The organism is Patescibacteria group bacterium (assembly GCA_041651155.1).
Taxonomy (GTDB): domain Bacteria; phylum Patescibacteriota; class Patescibacteriia; order CAIXNZ01; family CAIXNZ01; genus JAPLYF01.
Window position 1 is genome coordinate 332,165 of sequence record JBAZJU010000001.1, and the last position, 16,095, is coordinate 348,259.

General features: G+C 35.1%; 18 protein-coding genes. 15 read left to right on the plus strand and 3 right to left on the minus strand.

Annotation, left to right across the window (positions count from 1 at the left end; translation table 11 throughout):
• Window positions 1-50: 50 nt before the first annotated feature.
• Window positions 51-2,273, minus strand: a complete 2,223-nt coding sequence (locus WC460_01845; GenBank protein ID MFA5188086.1) for a hypothetical protein — start codon at window positions 2,271-2,273, stop codon at window positions 51-53.
• Window positions 2,274-2,381: 108 nt separating this feature from the next.
• On the opposite strand from WC460_01845, the gene WC460_01850 reads away from it, so the two are divergent.
• The 6 genes from WC460_01850 to WC460_01875 all read left to right on the plus strand — a co-directional run bounded on the left by WC460_01850 (window position 2,382) and on the right by WC460_01875 (window position 5,949).
• On the plus strand, window positions 2,382-2,981 hold the full coding sequence (locus tag WC460_01850; protein ID MFA5188087.1) for a hypothetical protein: 600 nt from the start codon (window positions 2,382-2,384) through the stop codon (window positions 2,979-2,981).
• Complete coding sequence (gene tsaB, locus WC460_01855; protein ID MFA5188088.1) at window positions 2,968-3,396, plus strand: tRNA (adenosine(37)-N6)-threonylcarbamoyltransferase complex dimerization subunit type 1 TsaB; 429 nt, start codon at window positions 2,968-2,970, stop codon at window positions 3,394-3,396. The genes WC460_01850 and tsaB overlap by 14 nt, the downstream gene beginning before the upstream one ends.
• Window positions 3,397-3,714: 318 nt before the next feature.
• Complete coding sequence (mraZ, locus tag WC460_01860) at window positions 3,715-4,146, plus strand: division/cell wall cluster transcriptional repressor MraZ (protein MFA5188089.1); 432 nt, start codon at window positions 3,715-3,717, stop codon at window positions 4,144-4,146.
• A 211-nt stretch (window positions 4,147-4,357) separates the two neighbouring features.
• Window positions 4,358-4,552 carry a hypothetical protein gene (locus WC460_01865; protein MFA5188090.1) on the plus strand — a complete coding sequence of 65 codons (195 nt, stop codon included), beginning with the start codon at window positions 4,358-4,360 and terminating at the stop codon, window positions 4,550-4,552.
• 91 nt (window positions 4,553-4,643) lie between these two features.
• Complete coding sequence (gene rsmH / locus WC460_01870) at window positions 4,644-5,579, plus strand: 16S rRNA (cytosine(1402)-N(4))-methyltransferase RsmH (GenBank protein MFA5188091.1); 936 nt, start codon at window positions 4,644-4,646, stop codon at window positions 5,577-5,579.
• Between the two features lie 4 nt (window positions 5,580-5,583).
• Window positions 5,584-5,949 (plus strand): hypothetical protein, encoded by a 366-nt coding sequence (locus tag WC460_01875; protein ID MFA5188092.1) that lies wholly within the window; start codon window positions 5,584-5,586, stop codon window positions 5,947-5,949.
• A 60-nt stretch (window positions 5,950-6,009) separates the two neighbouring features.
• On the opposite strand, the gene WC460_01880 is transcribed toward WC460_01875, so the two are convergent.
• Entirely contained in the window at window positions 6,010-6,708 is a 699-nt protein-coding gene (locus WC460_01880; protein MFA5188093.1) for a CDP-alcohol phosphatidyltransferase family protein, read from the minus strand.
• Window positions 6,709-6,784: 76 nt separating this feature from the next.
• Between WC460_01880 and tgt the strand changes: the two genes are divergently transcribed.
• The 3 genes from tgt to WC460_01895 all read left to right on the plus strand — a co-directional run bounded on the left by tgt (window position 6,785) and on the right by WC460_01895 (window position 8,923).
• Window positions 6,785-7,900, plus strand: coding sequence for a tRNA guanosine(34) transglycosylase Tgt (gene tgt / locus WC460_01885; GenBank protein MFA5188094.1), 1,116 nt, complete (start codon window positions 6,785-6,787; stop codon window positions 7,898-7,900).
• A 173-nt stretch (window positions 7,901-8,073) separates the two neighbouring features.
• On the plus strand, window positions 8,074-8,517 hold the full coding sequence (locus WC460_01890; GenBank protein ID MFA5188095.1) for a hypothetical protein: 444 nt from the start codon (window positions 8,074-8,076) through the stop codon (window positions 8,515-8,517).
• 136 nt (window positions 8,518-8,653) lie between these two features.
• On the plus strand, window positions 8,654-8,923 hold the full coding sequence (locus WC460_01895) for a hypothetical protein (protein ID MFA5188096.1): 270 nt from the start codon (window positions 8,654-8,656) through the stop codon (window positions 8,921-8,923).
• Window positions 8,924-8,949: 26 nt separating this feature from the next.
• Here WC460_01895 and WC460_01900 read toward each other — a convergent pair whose 3' ends face one another.
• The gene (locus WC460_01900; protein MFA5188097.1) at window positions 8,950-10,119 is read right to left on the minus strand and encodes an IS4 family transposase; all 1,170 of its coding nucleotides are present in this window, start codon (window positions 10,117-10,119) and stop codon (window positions 8,950-8,952) included.
• Window positions 10,120-10,291: 172 nt separating this feature from the next.
• Between WC460_01900 and WC460_01905 the strand changes: the two genes are divergently transcribed.
• The 6 genes from WC460_01905 to WC460_01930 all read left to right on the plus strand — a co-directional run bounded on the left by WC460_01905 (window position 10,292) and on the right by WC460_01930 (window position 15,924).
• Window positions 10,292-10,708, plus strand: coding sequence for a hypothetical protein (locus WC460_01905; GenBank protein ID MFA5188098.1), 417 nt, complete (start codon window positions 10,292-10,294; stop codon window positions 10,706-10,708).
• 121 nt (window positions 10,709-10,829) lie between these two features.
• Window positions 10,830-11,192 carry a hypothetical protein gene (locus WC460_01910; protein MFA5188099.1) on the plus strand — a complete coding sequence of 121 codons (363 nt, stop codon included), beginning with the start codon at window positions 10,830-10,832 and terminating at the stop codon, window positions 11,190-11,192.
• 1 nt (window position 11,193) lies between these two features.
• The gene (locus tag WC460_01915; GenBank protein MFA5188100.1) at window positions 11,194-13,968 is read left to right on the plus strand and encodes an AAA family ATPase; all 2,775 of its coding nucleotides are present in this window, start codon (window positions 11,194-11,196) and stop codon (window positions 13,966-13,968) included.
• Between the two features lie 50 nt (window positions 13,969-14,018).
• Entirely contained in the window at window positions 14,019-14,282 is a 264-nt protein-coding gene (locus WC460_01920; protein ID MFA5188101.1) for a hypothetical protein, read from the plus strand.
• Between the two features lie 81 nt (window positions 14,283-14,363).
• Window positions 14,364-15,464, plus strand: coding sequence for an MraY family glycosyltransferase (locus WC460_01925; protein MFA5188102.1), 1,101 nt, complete (start codon window positions 14,364-14,366; stop codon window positions 15,462-15,464).
• Window positions 15,430-15,924 carry a DUF192 domain-containing protein gene (locus WC460_01930; GenBank protein ID MFA5188103.1) on the plus strand — a complete coding sequence of 165 codons (495 nt, stop codon included), beginning with the start codon at window positions 15,430-15,432 and terminating at the stop codon, window positions 15,922-15,924. Before WC460_01925 ends, WC460_01930 begins: the two co-directional genes overlap by 35 nt.
• Window positions 15,925-16,095: the final 171 nt, after the last annotated feature.

The window sequence follows — 16,095 nt, forward strand, 5'->3', positions numbered from 1 at the left end:
ATACAAGAAATAAAAAAGAGCCCCGCGTAACGGGGTTCTTTTTTAGTGTTTTATTTAATGTGAGTTAAATTAAAGAAATATATTTTATTATCATTAATAACAAACATTTTTTTCTCTTGTTCTGAGATCTCAATGCCTTTTAAATTCTCAAAGCTTTGGCTGTAATACTGGGTAATTAAATTGCCAGCTTTATCAAGGACAACAATCCTTTTATTTTTTGGTTCCAAAATATAAAGGTAATTGGTTTCGTCATTCGTTAAAATTTGGCTTGGCGCTTCTAAAGACGGTTCTAGATTTTTCGGAGTAAAATTTTGCAGACTTCCTTTATTAAATTTTAAAATTGGGCCGGTTTTATCAAGCAGCCAGATATTTGAATCAATGCCCAAAGAAACAATATTTTTAAGATCAGAGCTGCTTTTTAACCAGGCTGTTCCCGGACCATAACCGGTATCAGTCTTTGGCAAACGATAAATTTGATTTGAATTGGAATCAACAATATAGAGTTTGCCTGAATAATCCGCAAAATCAATTAATTTGCTGGTAGCTGAAAGGCTAACTGCAAACGGCGTATATTTGCCATCTTGAAATTGAACAAAGCCATTCTTGTCATGATAAAGCAAGATTTTATTATCAATATTTTTGGCTTTAACAATCTGGCCAATATCTGATAAATTGGAATCACTTTTTTTGATTTCCCTGGTGTCAAGATTTATTTGGTAGGCAAAATTGTTAAGCGATTCAAAGGCAAAAAGCTGATTATTTTGATAAATAAGGCTGGAGACATTAATGTTTGATTCCTGTTGAGCGCCTAAATCTGCGATCAAAACTGGATCCTCAATTGTGGTAATTTTTCTGATTTTGGCAACGACTACTTCAATATTTTTATTCAATTCTGCCTGCTGATCTTTTTGTTTCTGAGACTCAATGATTAAACTGGTCAATAATTTTTGTGCTTCGGCTATTTCTGTGCGTGCTTTATCTTCATTGCCATAAATTAAATCAGATTCAGCTAAATTTCTTTGTTCATCAATTTGCGCTGCGATTTTATCAAATTCCTGCGAATGTTCATCTCTGACCTGCTGCTGTTTAAAATAACTTGTGCTATAGACAAAAAGTATTACCAGAAAAGTTGCCACAAATAAAAGGATCTTGCTTAAATTAGGAATTTTTTTTAAATTATTGCCCAGGTAGGCAATTTTTAAGCGCAGCCAGACTTTCAAATTATTTAGGCGATCTTTAAGTGACGGCATCTTGTTTCCCAGCCATTTAAATAATTTTTTGAAAGGAAGTGCAATTACGTATAAAAATTTAGAAAATTTAGGCTGGCCAGTCAGTTTTTTTGAAGTTTGGGGCAGGGAAGCAGGATCTGAGGAAATATTTTTCTTGGCTTCGGTTTTGCCTAAAAGATTATTAAAAAAATTAGGAATTATTTTAAAGCCAGACCAAAAGGAAGGTTCAAGCAGGCGTTCTGTGGAAGATTCAGTTGAATTAAGTTCAGTAATGGAAATTAAGGAAGAAGGCGAGGTTTTTGGTTCTGTTTCAAGTAGTGAATTTTTTATCATGATGGCGGCAAAATTTTGCCCCTCAAATTGTAAGAGAGAATTTTTAAAATATTCAGCAGCCTTATGGATGGGCAGGGAAGTGATGGTCTTTTGAATCCTTTCCAGGGAAATATAATCCAATAAATTAATATTACATAAAAATAAATAATCACCTGGCCTGACTTCCCCGGCAATTAGATTGGAAAAAAGCTTGGCCGATTTGTCCTGCGTTTGAGCGTCTTTTTCTTCTGAAGAGATTTTTTTAATATCTATCAATTTATAATCTTGCTTAGTCTTGTGGATTAAATATAAGCCGATATTATTAAGATAGGAAATAAAAAGATTGCTTTCATATAAAACTCCCACTACCAGGTTGATTTTTTCCCTGATGGTAATTTCATTTAGATTGCCAACTAGATAAAATTTCTTTTCCTTAAGCAACTGGCTAAATCTTTGGTTAATTTGTTCCAAAGTATTTTCCAGAGCTTTCTCAATTCCAAGATTATTATCAATTTGGCTATAATAAATTTCTTCCAGGTCGCTGATTATCTGGGTCAGAATCAAGCTGTTTTCCCGGCTAGGAGTGTTGATTTCCAGGATGCCAAAAATCCGGCCCATTTGCGCCTCCTGATTTTTATTAGGTTCGCTAATAAAAAGCTTGCAAGTCGAAGAAGCCTTATTTGAATAATAATGGATAAAAATGTGGGCAAATTGACTAATAATGGTATCCATAGCCGGTTAAAGATTGACTTAATTTTTATAACTGTATTATACTAAAGATAGGGAAATTTTAAAAGGGTAGGGTCTATTTGTTTTTAATCTACTATTTAACCTTTATCTATGCTTGAACAACTATTTGGTTCACATACAAGAATGAAGCTTTTGCAGCTTTTTTTAAGCAATCCAGAAGAAAAATATTTTGTGCGTGAATTAACCAGAATATTGGATTCACAGATAAATGCAATTAGAAGGGAATTAGAAAACCTGGAAGAATTAGGAATCATAATTTTGTCAGAAGACACAAGCGAAGATGCTAATCGTAAATTTTACCAATCAAATGTTAAATTTGTCTTATACCCTGAATTAAAATCAATCTTCCAAAAATCCCAGTTTCTTTTAGAAAAGAAATTTGCCAACTCTTTAAAAAAAGCTGGCAAGGTTTACTATTTAGCTTTAACCGGTTCATTCACTGGCGATAAAAATATTCCCATTGATATTTTAATTGTTGGTAATCTCAATAAGAAAAATTTTGTCAAAGTGATGAAAAGCTTTGAAAAAGATTTGCGCCGAGAAATCAATTATACTCTTTTGGACAAAGATGAATTTAATTATCGCCGCAGCGTGGCTGACCGTTTTTTGTATTCAATTTTAGACGCTGAAAAAATAGTAATGATTGATGAAATTTTTAATAAATACGAACCGGAAAATGAAGTTAAATAAAAAGTTAAACCAAAAATATTTTTTATTTATTAATACATCTAAGCCCAATGAGTTAGATGTTTTTTTATTGATGAATAATAGAATAATTAGTAAATTAAGTCTAAAAGGCAATTATAAGGTCTCGGAAAATTTATTAAAATTAATAAATAAACTGCTTAAGAAAAATAAGTTAGGACTCGGGCAATTAAAGGGGATTATTGCAGTCTCAGGTCCAGGACCATTTACTTCTCTGAGAATCGCAGCTGCAGTCGCTAATACTTTGGCTTTTGCTTTGAAAATTCCAATTGCTGGTGTTGCTAATAAAGAAAATCTTTCAGATATGCAATTAATAAAAAAAGGTCTTAAAGAAATGAAAATAGGGAACTATATCCAGCCTTTTTATAATCAGGAGCCGAATATAACTATTGCTAAATAAATATAGAATTCCCGAAGAAGCAAATCATAATTTACTTCTTCGGTTCGCAACTAATACGCCATGGGGGGCTATAGCGGAAAATGAGTAGTAAGATTGGATTAATTAATCCACAAACATAATTAATTTACGAACTAGGCTATACACAGCCTAGTTTTTTTTATTTAGTTTAAGCAGAAAAAGTGGCTGTGTATAAAGTGGTTGACCGGTAATGCGCGGTGGGGTATAATAATTACATCAGGGAGGAAAGTGGATAAAAGTGGGGATAAGTAAGGGAAACTGTGGATAAGTTTATTTAAGCAAATGTTATTAAAAATACCTATGTTTATTGGAGAATATCAACATAATTTAGATGAAAAAGGCAGGCTGGCAATCCCAGCTAAATTTAGGGCGCAATTAGGCAAAGGAGCTGTAGTAACTAAGGGAGTAGATAATTGTTTGTTTTTATATACAGCGGAAGAATGGGAAAAATTGGCCACCAAATTAGCTGCCTTGCCAATCAGCAAAGCAAATACCCGCGCTTTTAGCCGACAGATGCTGGCAGGCGCCATGGATGTGCAATTAGACAAACAAGGCAGAATTATTTTACCTGAATATTTGAGAAAATTTGCAGTCATTAAAAAGAAAGCAATTTTAGCTGGTTTGTATAACCGCTTAGAAATCTGGGATGAGGATACTTGGAATAAATATAAAAAGGGCATTGAAAAAGAAAGTTCAGATATTGCTGAAGCGCTGGAAGGTTTGGACGTTTAAAATAATTAAATTTAAGTTTAAATAATCTATATATATTATTTAAACCACTTGTTTTCCAGTTAATACTTGAGGGTCAAAAATTTTTTTCGTCTTTGTACCTTACAAAGTAAAATATGGCTGTTAAACAAGTAGGGTTTTATTCAGGAGAGAAATGGCCATGCTTATCCTATTTCTCTCCTGCAAAAACTTGAAAAAAACAGGAGGTGATTCAATGTTAAATCCAAAGGGTGAGAATTTAGGAGGGATAATTTATAAGACGCCAAAGGAATTACATTCGCTTAATTTTGAACAGCGCTTGCGCGTTTTACGCGCTCGGGCAGAAAAGGCAAAAGAAATTGCCGATGAAAATCTTATGGCCTTCGCACGAAGAGCCAGAAACACGTTTGCCTTGCCAATGCGGCTTTAATTATAACCTTCCCTAAAATTCTTTCGGGGATAAGAATTTATCCCCATTCTCAAAAATAAAAATTAAAATATTAATGAATTAATTCTAGCTGATGAAATTTGAGCATGTGCCAGTTTTAAGCCAAGAAGTTCTAGAATATTTAGATCCCAAAGCTAATGAAAATTTTATAGACTGCACATTGGGCGGCGGCGGTCATGCCAAAGAGATATTAAAAAGGACTGCGCCTAATGGCAAACTGCTGGGTATTGATCTGGATAAAGAAGCCTTGGGAGCGGCTCGCGAAAATTTAAAAGAATATCAAGCAAGAATTACTTTCATCAATGATAATTATAAAAATCTAAAGCAAATAATATATGATGCAGGATTTAATCAGATTGGCGGCATTTTACTTGATCTTGGTTTATCCAGTTATGAGCTACAAGATTCAGGCAGGGGTTTTTCTTTTAAAGGATCTGCTTACCTAGACATGCGTTTTGGTAAAACCGGCCTGACCGCAGCAGATATTTTAAATAGTTATAAAGAAACAGAGCTGGCTAGAATATTTAAAGAATATGGCGAAGAACGCCATTCTATGCTAATTGCCAGAGAAATAGTCAAAGCACGCAAGCAGAATAAAATTACCAAAACAGATCAGCTGGTTGCTCTTATTGCCAAGGTTTATGCGAATAAGCCTAAACCGAAAAACATTCATATTGCCACCAAAATTTTTCAGGCTTTAAGAATAGAGGTAAATGATGAATTAAATGGTTTGAAAAAAGTCCTGCCGGATGCTTTGAATGCTTTATCAAAGGGCGGGCGCTTAGCAGTAATATCTTTTCATTCTTTGGAAGACAGAATTGTCAAAGAATTCTTTAAGAGGGAAGCCAAAGAATGCATTTGTCCGCCGAAACTGCCTGTTTGCCAGTGCGGACATCAAGCACAATTAAAAATTTTAACTAAAAAAATAATAACGCCGACTTTGGCAGAAATAAAAATAAATAACCGGAGCAGAAGCGCAAAACTGCGCGCCGCTCTGAAAATAATTTAAGAATATGAACTGCTTAATTAAAAGCGAAAGATTGCATTTTGCTAAAGAGAAGACAAATTTAAAAAATTTTATTTTGCATTCTCAAGTTAGATCTAGAAAATCATTAATAATGCTCACAGCCTTAATTTTAGTTACTTGTGCTTGCTATCTATGGCAGACTAATAGTTTGGCGACAAAAGGCTATAAAATTAAAGAGCTGGAAGATAAAGTAGCTGATTTAAGAAAAGAAAATAAGGATTTGCAATTAGGCATAACTGAACTGCGTTCAACTGACAGAATCGCCAAGGAAGTTGAAAATTTACAAATGGTTTCAGTGGCTAGAATTGAATATCTGCAAGCTGATGGTACTGCCGTGGCCATGAATCGCTAGCAATAAATTTTTCCCCAAAATTAAAACAACGACTAAGTGAAGCCGTTGTTTTTGATTTGCTTAAGCTACCTGTGGCCTAATGATTCTAAATGCTTTTATATGGCCATATGAGCTCATTAAACCGAGCAGGATGCAGGCTATAAGCAAGGGGTTGGAAAGATGAAACAGCGTTAAATTGTGTGGCAAAAAGCTATACTTTTCATGAATCCATAATGATGAATTCGGGTCAAAAAAGTAATAGGCCACTAACACAGATACTTGCGTTACCATTTTGGCTTTGCCCCAATTATTGGCGCCTATTTTTTCCACGGCAATTCTTTGGCATAGCCAATGATTGTCTGGTAAAACCACCTTGATTAGGAATTTTACCGTAGCAATGAAAAAAAGCATTAGGTCAATAATTATAATGGGTAAAATCAAGCTAAAATAATAACTTGATTTTATATAGAAATTAAAGCCCAAAAAGGTAGCAAAATTTACTGCTTTGTCTGCTAAAGGATCTAGAAATGCTCCCAATTTGGTTTCTTGATTCCTGTATCTGGCAATTGAGCCATCCAGGGCATCTAGCAACGCAGCAAAGATATAGACACAACCTGCTGGCTTGAAAATTTGTCCGTACATGAGTAAGATTAGAGGTAAGATCAAGACTAGGCGTGAACATGTAACGACATTTGGCGTTATAGCTTGCGGTAGTTTCTTGATCAGCGGTAAGAATAAATAATCATGCCTTTTTAACCTCGGGAAATATATTGCTTCCATCTTTTCGTTTCCTCCTTTTTTTGTTAAGAACAATGTTCTAAAGTTATCAGATTTTATTTAAAGTGTAAAGAATTTTATGTTAAAAATAATTAAAGTCTCAAAGAAATCTAAAGCCAGATTCGGCGAATTAAAGACTAAACATGGTAAGATTCAGACTCCGTTTTTTATGCCCATTGCGACCAAAGCAGCGGTTAAAAATATTTCCACTGATGAATTAGAAAAATTGGGCGCGGAAATTATTTTGGCTAATACTTATCATTTATACTTGCAGCCTGGCGAGAAAATAATCAAAGCCCATGGCGGTCTGCATAATTTTTTAAATTGGCCAAAACCGATTTTAACAGATTCAGGCGGTTATCAGATTTTTTCTTTGTCTAAAATAAGAAAGATTAAAGAAAATGGCGTGGAATTCCAATCTCATCTTGATGGCTCTAGGCATTTTTTAAGTCCGGAAAAATCAATCCAGATCCAGCAGGATTTAGGAGTTGATATAATGATGGCTTTGGATGTTTGTCCGCCAGGTGAAGCAGAATTTGAAGCTGTGAGAGAAGCTTGTGATATAACTTTTGACTGGGCGAAAAAGTGTCATGATCAATGGATGCAAAATAAAAATGACCAGCAACTTTTTGGCATAATTCAGGGCGGAATTTTTAAGAATTTAAGAGATCAAAGTTTAGAGCAGATTACTTCTTTAGATTTTTCTGGCTATGCCCTGGGCGGTTTGGCAGTTGGCGAACCTAGAGATAAGATGTATGAAATTTTAGAATATATAACATCTAAAATGCCAGCAGATAAACCTCGTTATTTAATGGGTTTGGGCAAGCCTGAAGAAATTGTTTTTGCAGTTAGGCAGGGAATTGATATGTTTGATTGCGTCATTCCTACCCGCGAAGCCCGCCATGGCCGCCTGTATCAATTTTGTACTCAAGATGAAAAAGGCGCTATTTTGCTTTTTAATAATTTAGCTTACAAAACTTTGGCTGCAACTAATGAGCAATATAAAGAGGATTTCAATCCTATAAATTCTGACTCAAAAGTTAAACTTTTAAAAAATCACTCCAAGGCCTATTTGCATCATTTGTTTAAAACCAATGAAGGCCTGGGTTTGCGTTTGGCAACTTTAAATAATTTGGAATTTTATTTGGAATTGATGAGGAGAATTAGGGAGGGAATTGAGAATTCTGAATTATGAGATATGAATTATGAAATAAAAGTGTGGGCGAAAATGTTTTATTACAGAGTGAATCATGCAGGCGCGAATTAGAATTCGCGCCTATAACAAGAGGACCAAAACATTTTCGCACAGTTGACAAAATAATTTTTGTCCGTTAACATCAAATTAAATTTAGCAAAGGGAGGTCGCAAATGACTTTAGGAAAATTTGTTGACTTATTAAGTCAAACTAAGAATTTGAATGGCCAAGAGTGGCTCAATGAATTCAAAGTGCGAGTTGATAAGAAACAATGGCAGGAATTGAAAGACACGCTGCTAGATAAGTCTCTGACAATAAAATTTGCCAGGATTATCGGGTCATTGATCGCAGAAAGGCTTGAATCTATTGGTACTGAAAGCCTTTACCATTCAACCCTTATTTGCGGCCATGAATTCCTGAGGGAAATTCACAAAAAAGCATTTGAATGTAAAATTGAAGTTGAAGAAAAAGAAATTGACACACCTTTAACAGCAACTGAAATGATGGCAGCAGCAGGCTTTATAAAGGTTAAAGATAACAAAGTTTCTTTAACAGAAAAAGGCGAAGAGGCTGCTGAAAGTGTTGCCAGGGAAATCGCTAGCAGCAAAATGAGTTAGAAAAAATTAATCTGATATCTAAGCCCGGATATAAAAATTCGGGCTTTAAAGTTGACAAAGCAATTTTTTTTTGCTAATCTTCAATTAGAATTAAATCTTTTGGCTGTTTTTAAAATCTTAACAAAGGAGGAAAACAATGCCAGTCGGACAAGACACTAGAGGAAGAATTCACTATTTTATTAAAGAACATGGCGATGATAATCCTGTCCTTCGTATTCCAGTCGGTAGTGTAAAACCAAAACAATTACCTCGAAAGGTAAGAGAATTAATTAAAACAACAGTTCAAGACGCTGGCTGGCAAGTCTGGAAATTCAAGCATGAAAAATGCGAACAGACAATGGGGATCACAACTTTTGTGATAATCAGGAAACCCGCAGAAGCAACACCAACAACCCGGGACAATTGAGTCTCGGCACTACTGTCCAAGGAAAACTACCAAAAAGTTAATTGGGGTTCTTCAATGAGCTTTATTTTGTTGATATTTTTAATACACAGCGACAATAAATCGATTAAATTTCTTCGGCAAAGCAGCGTCTCAGCAATCATCCTGGTTAATTCTAATAAAGAATGCTTGAATTTAGTCTGAAATTTAATATACGCCAGAAGCAAATAATAAATCATTGAGACCCAAATTTGGGTCAAAACTGCATTCTTAGATGTCCCTAAGAATGTTTTTAGTTTAAGATTTTGCTTGATCCATTTAAAAAACAGCTCAATTTGCCAGCGATCTTTGTAGATAAAGGCGATTTGTCCCGCAGCCAATTCAAAATTGTTGGTTAAATAGACATATTCTTTGCCGTCATTTTCGTTGTAATAGCGAATCCGCCTTAATGTTTTTTGATATTTTTCATAGTAAGCGCCAAAGATGACCAGTTCATCGGCTAAAATACCCCTTTCCTTTAATTCATTAGGATTATGCTGTCCAACAACAAAGATATTTTGAGATATTTTTGTCCTGCTGACGAAATAAATATGATTTTGATCTAATTTGCTCCACCAGCCATAATCAATATATGCCCGATCAAAGACCAATATCGATTCTTTCTCCAGTGTTTCCAAATTAACCGATTTAATAGCTTTAATATCGCTGATATTGCCTTCAGTGGCAATTACTACTTCCGGTATGGTCGTTCTGTTATTCAGCAGCATATGGAGCTTTAACGCGCCTTTAGTTGTTTTAAATTTCGCCCAATTAAAAATGCCTAAACACAGCTGAATGGTCGTAGAATCAAAGGAATACAAAGGATTTGCGAATTTAAAAGTCCTGTTTGGCGTTATTTTTTTGCTTCGCTCCAAAAGCGAATAGAATAATTTTTCAAAGATTTCATAACTGCGGTTATTATTGGCGTATGACAGGCTTGAGCGAGCAGCTGTATTAATCCCAAGATGGTACCATGATTCATTATGCAGAGAAAACCCTGTTTCTATTTCCCTTAAGCTGTCTTTGCCGGTAGCTTGAGCGTAGAGCAAAAGCACCAGCTGATTCCAGGCTTTTAATTTTTTAACATACCTATCCCCGTTATGCTGTCCAACAAACTGATTAAATTGATGCTTGGGCAGAAAACTTAACAGCTGATTGAAAATTGTGTTAGAATAATTCATAGAAAGACCTTTAAGTTAAAAATTAGGCTCTCATCTTAATTTTACCTAAACTTAAAGGTTTTTTCTATTTGTACTAAATTTTACTTGGACGCTAGTGGAGTCTCGGGTTTTCATTTGACAAAAATTATTTTTTGGGCTAATTTAGAGGCAAACATCACCAAGGAGGTATGGCTTGAACGTTACAATTTGTGACAAAGGCGAGCAGTCCAAGATAATTAAATATTGGCGCCTGTGCTGTAAATGCTGTCATGCCCGCTTTGCAGTTGTGAGATCAATTGATACAAAAATACCGCACACGACAATATACTTAATGAAATGTCCGCATGTCTCATACGGAAGCATTAAAGGCGGCAAGTATCAGTCTAAACCTCGCCAACAAGAGGATCTGATTCCCACAAGCTTTAATCTGTACGAGTGGGTATTAAAAGAACATGACATACGATGGAAAAGGCCTAAAGGCCAGAAAAAAGATGACCACTATAAAATTGAATATTTTGTGATCCCGCCCAGTCTCTGGTTTGAATTTTTTGGCACTGCGGCAGCTGAAAAATTTGAACCTTGCGCTAAATGTAAAGCCTCTAAAAAATAGGGGCTTTTTATTTTGGCTAAAAATATGCTAAAATTAAGGTGGATACTAATCTACGGATTAGTACGAATAATACAAATAATTTCAGGAATTTTTTAAAATCATAATTTAGTTGATTTTTGTTATGTATCATGATTCAACTACAAAAATATTAGGCCAGGTTCTGCTTGATAGAATCAGGGAGATTTTATATTTTCCGATTTGGTGGTATAGCAAAGGTTTATTAAAAGTAATAAATGGCGCAGGGGAATTTGTCAAAGGGTTTGAACAGACGCTGGGTTTAATGATTTGGATTAAAAATCTTTTTGTGCCCATGTTTGGCCAAAAAGATATTGCTGGCCGCTTGATCAGCTTTGGTTTGCGTTTATTCCAGATCTTTTGGAAATCTATTGTTTTATTAATTTTTATTTTAATTGCTTTTTTATTTGTAATTTTTTGGCTGGCTTTGCCAGTCTTGGTGATTTATCAAATTATAATTCATATTTAAAATGGCTAGTGAAAAAGATAATTTGCAATTTTTAATCTGCAACCAATGCAATGGCCTTGGTTTTATTGATGATAAAAAATGCAAAGTCTGCTTGGGGCAAGGAATCGTCGGATATTTAGACGGCTATCTTTTAATGTGGAACAGGAAAATTGATCGCCAGCATTTAAGGCTTTATAAAATTGAAAGAGCAGTTGACGGCCTGATTTATGTGGTTTTGCTAGGCCTCGCTGTTTTGGGTGTGGCTGGCTTGGTATATTCGCTTTACTCCATTAATTTTATTGGGATTTTAAATCCAGATTTTTGGCTAAACAGCTCTAATCATTCTTTATTATTTTTCTGGTTTACTGTTTTAACTGATTTGTACCTGATTTATTTTTCATCGCTGGCAAAGGATAAAAAGGAGCCGGTGATAATCAGAAAATATAAATCAGAATCTGAGGCAGAAGTAATTTCGCCTCCGCCATTGGACTGGCAGATGGTTAAGCATTATCCGGCTAGACAAAAAATTGAAATTTCCAAGGCTTTTTCTAACGAGGCTTTAAAAATAATAGACAAGGCTTATGAGGTGGCTTCGCAGTATAAGGCCCAGGAAGTTTCCCCAGTGCATTTTTTAATCGCGGCCTTATTGATTTCACAAAAGGTGCAGAATATATTTAATCGTTTAGGTGTTGAGCTGAATGACTTGGCTGGAAAAATTGGCCGAATTGCAGGCAGTTACGAGCCTGGCAGCAGGCAAACAGTTTTTTCCTCAAATTCCGTGGTTATCTTATTAAAAGCTTATCGATTAGCCTATATAAATAAGTTAAATGAAGTTGGCGGTGAGGATATTATTTTTGAAGCAATAAAGGCAGATAAAATGATTGTGGAGGTATTATATGATTTAGATATTACTCTGGAAAAAGTAAATAATGTAATTATCTGGTTTAGAATCAGGAAATTATTATATAAACAATGGCAGACCTATAGAGCAAGCTCTCAATTAAAATCAAAAACAGGCATTGATCGGGCCATGACAGCCTTACAAACTGCTTATTTAAATCAATATTCAGAAGATTTAACAATGCTGGCTAAAATGGGTTATTTAGATTTGTGCATTGATAGAGACAAGGAATTTGAGGAAATTTTCAGGGTGTTAGAAGGCAGTTCTAATAAAGGCGTGATTTTGGTTGGGGAGCCAGGAACTGGCAAGACAGCTATTATTGAGGGTTTTGCGCAAAAAATGATTGCTGATGATGTGCCTGGATTTTTGCAGGATAAAAGATTGGTTAGCTTAAGCATTTCTCGTTTAATTTCCGGCGCCTCAGCAACCGAAGCCCAGGAAAGGCTTTTAATTTGTTTAAATGAAATAATTAGGGCGCGTAATGTGGTTTTATACATTGATAATATCCATGATTTAATCGGTATTGCTGCGGGCGGAGGTGAAGGCTTAGGCTTGGCAGAAGTGTTAAATGAAGCTTTGTCCAAAAATTTATTTATTTTAATTTCAGCCTCCACCCCGCAAAATTATAGCCATTATATTGAAAATACCAGTTTGGGCGGCATTTTGAAAAAAATTGACATTACTGAGCCAGATTTAAATGGCACTATTCAGATATTGGAAGGCAAAGTTAGTTATCTGGAGAGTAAAAATAATGTGTATTTTTCTTATGATGCCCTAGAAAAAGCCGTGAAATTAACTGACAGATATATTCATGACCATTTTTTACCTTATAAGGCGATAAATTTATTAGAGGAAGTTGCTGTCTGGGCCAGAAAGCACAAGGGCGCTGAGGCAGTTATTTTAGGCAATGACGTAGCTACTTTACTTTCGGAAAAAATAAATATGCCGGTGGCTGCGGTGACTGAAACTGAAAGCGATAAATTAATGCATCTGGAAGATATAATACACCAGAGAATAATTGATCAGGTTGAAGCAGTTTCTGCCGTGGCTAATAGCCTGAGGCGCGCCAGAGCTGAATTGCGCGATGTTAAAAGGCCGATTGCCAATCTGTTATTTTTAGGGCCAACTGGCGTAGGTAAGACAGAATTAGCCAAGGCTATTTCAGAAGTTTATTATGGCAGTGAAGATAATATGATTAGGCTGGATATGTCCGAATATCAGGAAAAAGACAGCATTAACCGTTTACTCGGCGCACCGCCCGGATATGCGGGTGCAGGCGAGGGCGGTCAGCTGACTGAGGCGGTGCGCAAAAACCCCTTTAGTTTGGTTTTATTGGATGAATTAGAAAAAGCCCATCCTGATATTTTAAATTTATTTTTACAGGTTATGGAAGATGGCCGTTTAACTGATTCAACAGGCAGAACAGTTGATTTTACCAATATAATCTTAATTGCTACTTCTAATGCCCAAACTCAATTTATTCAGGAAAAAGTTAAAGAAGGCTTAGCTATTGAAGAAATTAAAAAACAGCTTTTAGAAACAGAATTAAAACAATATTTTAAGCCAGAATTTTTAAACCGCTTTGATAACATCATAATATTTAAACCCTTAGGATTTGAAGAGGTTGTTCAGATTACCCGTTTGATGTTGAAATCAGTTGCTAAAAATTTAGAAGCCAAAGGCGTAAATTTCCAGGTGAGCGAAGAAGCGATTAATGAATTGGCGCAAACCGGCTTTGATCCGCAATTTGGCGCCCGCCCTTTGCGCCGGGCAATTCAGGAAAAAGTTGATAATGCTTTGGCAAATTATTTATTAACTGGCAAAATCGGCCGCCGTGATGTGGCAATTTTAGGAAAGGGCGGAGTAATTACTGTAGAAAAAGCCAGAGCTTTGTAAGGATTTGTTAATTTGGCAACCTTTTGGTATAATTGATTTATTCAAAAAATATGCTGGAAAAAGAAGATTTAAAACAAATTGAAACAATAGTAAGAGGCGTTGTGAGTGAAGAGTTAAAACGCGAACTTGATCCAATTAAACAGGAATTGGTTGATATTAGGTTTGAATTAAAAGAAATTAAGCTAAGATTGGATAGATTAGAAAAAGCTGAAAGTGAGGATATTGCTGCCGCATATCGCGATATTGAAGATTTGCGCAAAAAGGTCACTGAATTAGAATTACAAGTAAAAAAACTACAAGTTTTGCAAGCTTAATAATTGTTTTTGGTAATTTTAAAATCGTTGATTTCTAATTAAAAATGTGCGAAAATTAGAGTATTAAGCTCTAATTTTTTTATGACTTATTTAATTGCAGGCTTGAGCGCTTTTTTACTCTCAATAATCTTCACCTTTGCAGTAAAAAAGATAGCTTTAAAATTAAAGATAATGGATTATCCAGATGGCGACAGAAAAATCCATAAAACGCCTATTCCTTTATTAGGCGGAGTAGCGGTTTTTTTAAGTTTTATTCTAGTTTTAAGTTATTATAGTTTTTTTACTAATTTGGTAATCTGGGGATTTATCATGCCCAAACATATTTTGGGAATAATAATTGCTTCTGTGATTATTATTTTTGGCGGAGCCTTGGATGATAAATATAATTTAAAGCCAAAATTCCAATTTATTTTTCCTATTCTGGCAGCTTTGGTTATTATTGCTTTTGGCCTGAGTATTAATTATATAAAAAATCCATTTGGCGGTACGATTAACTTCAGGAACTGGGATCTTATTTTGTTTTGGTGGCAGGGCTGGCCATATAAAATTACCTTATTGGCTGATCTCTTTACTTTAATTTGGCTTTTGGGTATGATGTATACTACCAAACTTTTGGACGGCCTTGATGGATTAGTTTCCGGCATTACAGTTATTGGTTCTTTGATTATCTTTGGCATTGCCGTGAGTAATGATGTGGCTCAATATAATACAGGCTTAATCGCTTTGATTTTAGCCGGAGCTTTTCTGGGTTTTTTAATTTTTAATTTCCAGCCAGCTAAAATTTTTTTAGGCGAAGGCGGAAGTTTGTTTGCCGGCTTAATGCTTGGCGTGCTGGCAATTATTTCCGGTTCTAAAGTGGCTACGACCTTATTAATAATGGGCATTCCGATTTTAGATGTCATTTGGGTAATTGGCCGAAGAATATTTAATAAAAAAGCAGTGAGCCTGGCAGACCGCAAGCACTTGCACTTTAGATTGCTGGATATTGGGCTTAGCCAAAGGCAGGCTGTAATTTTTATGTATATTTTAACTGCCTTATTTGGCAGCGCTGCCTTATTCTTACAAACGTTTGGCAAATTGATTGCTTTTTTTGTCTTAATTGTGGTAATGTTGATTTTAGGCGCAAGCTTGGTTATAATATATAAATATGGAAACTTTAAATCCTCCAAAAAAATCGAATAATCTCATTTTTGCCGCTATTTTCTTGGCTGTTATTATTATAATTGTCATCATTATTGTTAAGCCTTTTTCTATTTATTCAAATTACGAGTCAATGGCTGACGGCAAAGTGATCATCAATGGGCAGGCTATCTCAGTTGAGATTGCCAAAACACCGGAACAGCAGGAAGTGGGTTTAAAAGGCAAAACAAAGTTAAATGATAATCAGGGCATGCTCTTTGCTTTTAAAGACAAACGTTATAATACTTTTTGGATGGATGGCATGAAAATACCAATTGATATTATCTGGCTGGATGATAATAAAATTATTGATATTACAAAAAATGCTCCTGCTCCCACCGATACTAATAATCCTGCAATATTTACATCGCCCAGCGAAGTTAATTATGTTTTAGAGGTTACGGCCGGTTTTGCTGATAAGAATAATGTTAAAATAGGGGATACAGTGGAATACAAAATTTAAAAATTATAAACAAACTTCAGTTATAAAAATCCCTTAATTGGGATTTGCTGAATTCAACCTTCTAGCGCAAAATTAATGAATAAGTAATTTTGAGAAAATTTCATCAGGTTTGTAAAAACCAAGTGTTTTTCTTGGGCGATCATTCAGAAGATCCTGCACATGTTGAATTTC

Excerpts from the sequence above, each read along its gene's own strand:
- WC460_01845 (MFA5188086.1), bottom strand. The coding sequence starts at position 2,273 with ATGGATACCATTATTAGTCAATTTGCCCACATTTTTATCCATTATTAT.
- WC460_01850 (MFA5188087.1), top strand. The coding sequence starts at position 2,382 with ATGCTTGAACAACTATTTGGTTCACATACAAGAATGAAGCTTTTGCAG.
- tsaB (MFA5188088.1), top strand. The coding sequence starts at position 2,968 with ATGAAGTTAAATAAAAAGTTAAACCAAAAATATTTTTTATTTATTAAT.
- mraZ (MFA5188089.1), top strand. The coding sequence starts at position 3,715 with ATGTTTATTGGAGAATATCAACATAATTTAGATGAAAAAGGCAGGCTG.
- WC460_01865 (MFA5188090.1), top strand. The coding sequence starts at position 4,358 with ATGTTAAATCCAAAGGGTGAGAATTTAGGAGGGATAATTTATAAGACG.
- rsmH (MFA5188091.1), top strand. The coding sequence starts at position 4,644 with ATGAAATTTGAGCATGTGCCAGTTTTAAGCCAAGAAGTTCTAGAATAT.
- WC460_01875 (MFA5188092.1), top strand. The coding sequence starts at position 5,584 with ATGAACTGCTTAATTAAAAGCGAAAGATTGCATTTTGCTAAAGAGAAG.
- WC460_01880 (MFA5188093.1), bottom strand. The coding sequence starts at position 6,708 with ATGGAAGCAATATATTTCCCGAGGTTAAAAAGGCATGATTATTTATTC.
- tgt (MFA5188094.1), top strand. The coding sequence starts at position 6,785 with ATGTTAAAAATAATTAAAGTCTCAAAGAAATCTAAAGCCAGATTCGGC.
- WC460_01890 (MFA5188095.1), top strand. The coding sequence starts at position 8,074 with ATGACTTTAGGAAAATTTGTTGACTTATTAAGTCAAACTAAGAATTTG.
- WC460_01895 (MFA5188096.1), top strand. The coding sequence starts at position 8,654 with ATGCCAGTCGGACAAGACACTAGAGGAAGAATTCACTATTTTATTAAA.
- WC460_01900 (MFA5188097.1), bottom strand. The coding sequence starts at position 10,119 with ATGAATTATTCTAACACAATTTTCAATCAGCTGTTAAGTTTTCTGCCC.
- WC460_01910 (MFA5188099.1), top strand. The coding sequence starts at position 10,830 with ATGTATCATGATTCAACTACAAAAATATTAGGCCAGGTTCTGCTTGAT.
- WC460_01915 (MFA5188100.1), top strand. The coding sequence starts at position 11,194 with ATGGCTAGTGAAAAAGATAATTTGCAATTTTTAATCTGCAACCAATGC.
- WC460_01920 (MFA5188101.1), top strand. The coding sequence starts at position 14,019 with ATGCTGGAAAAAGAAGATTTAAAACAAATTGAAACAATAGTAAGAGGC.
- WC460_01925 (MFA5188102.1), top strand. The coding sequence starts at position 14,364 with ATGACTTATTTAATTGCAGGCTTGAGCGCTTTTTTACTCTCAATAATC.
- WC460_01930 (MFA5188103.1), top strand. The coding sequence starts at position 15,430 with ATGGAAACTTTAAATCCTCCAAAAAAATCGAATAATCTCATTTTTGCC.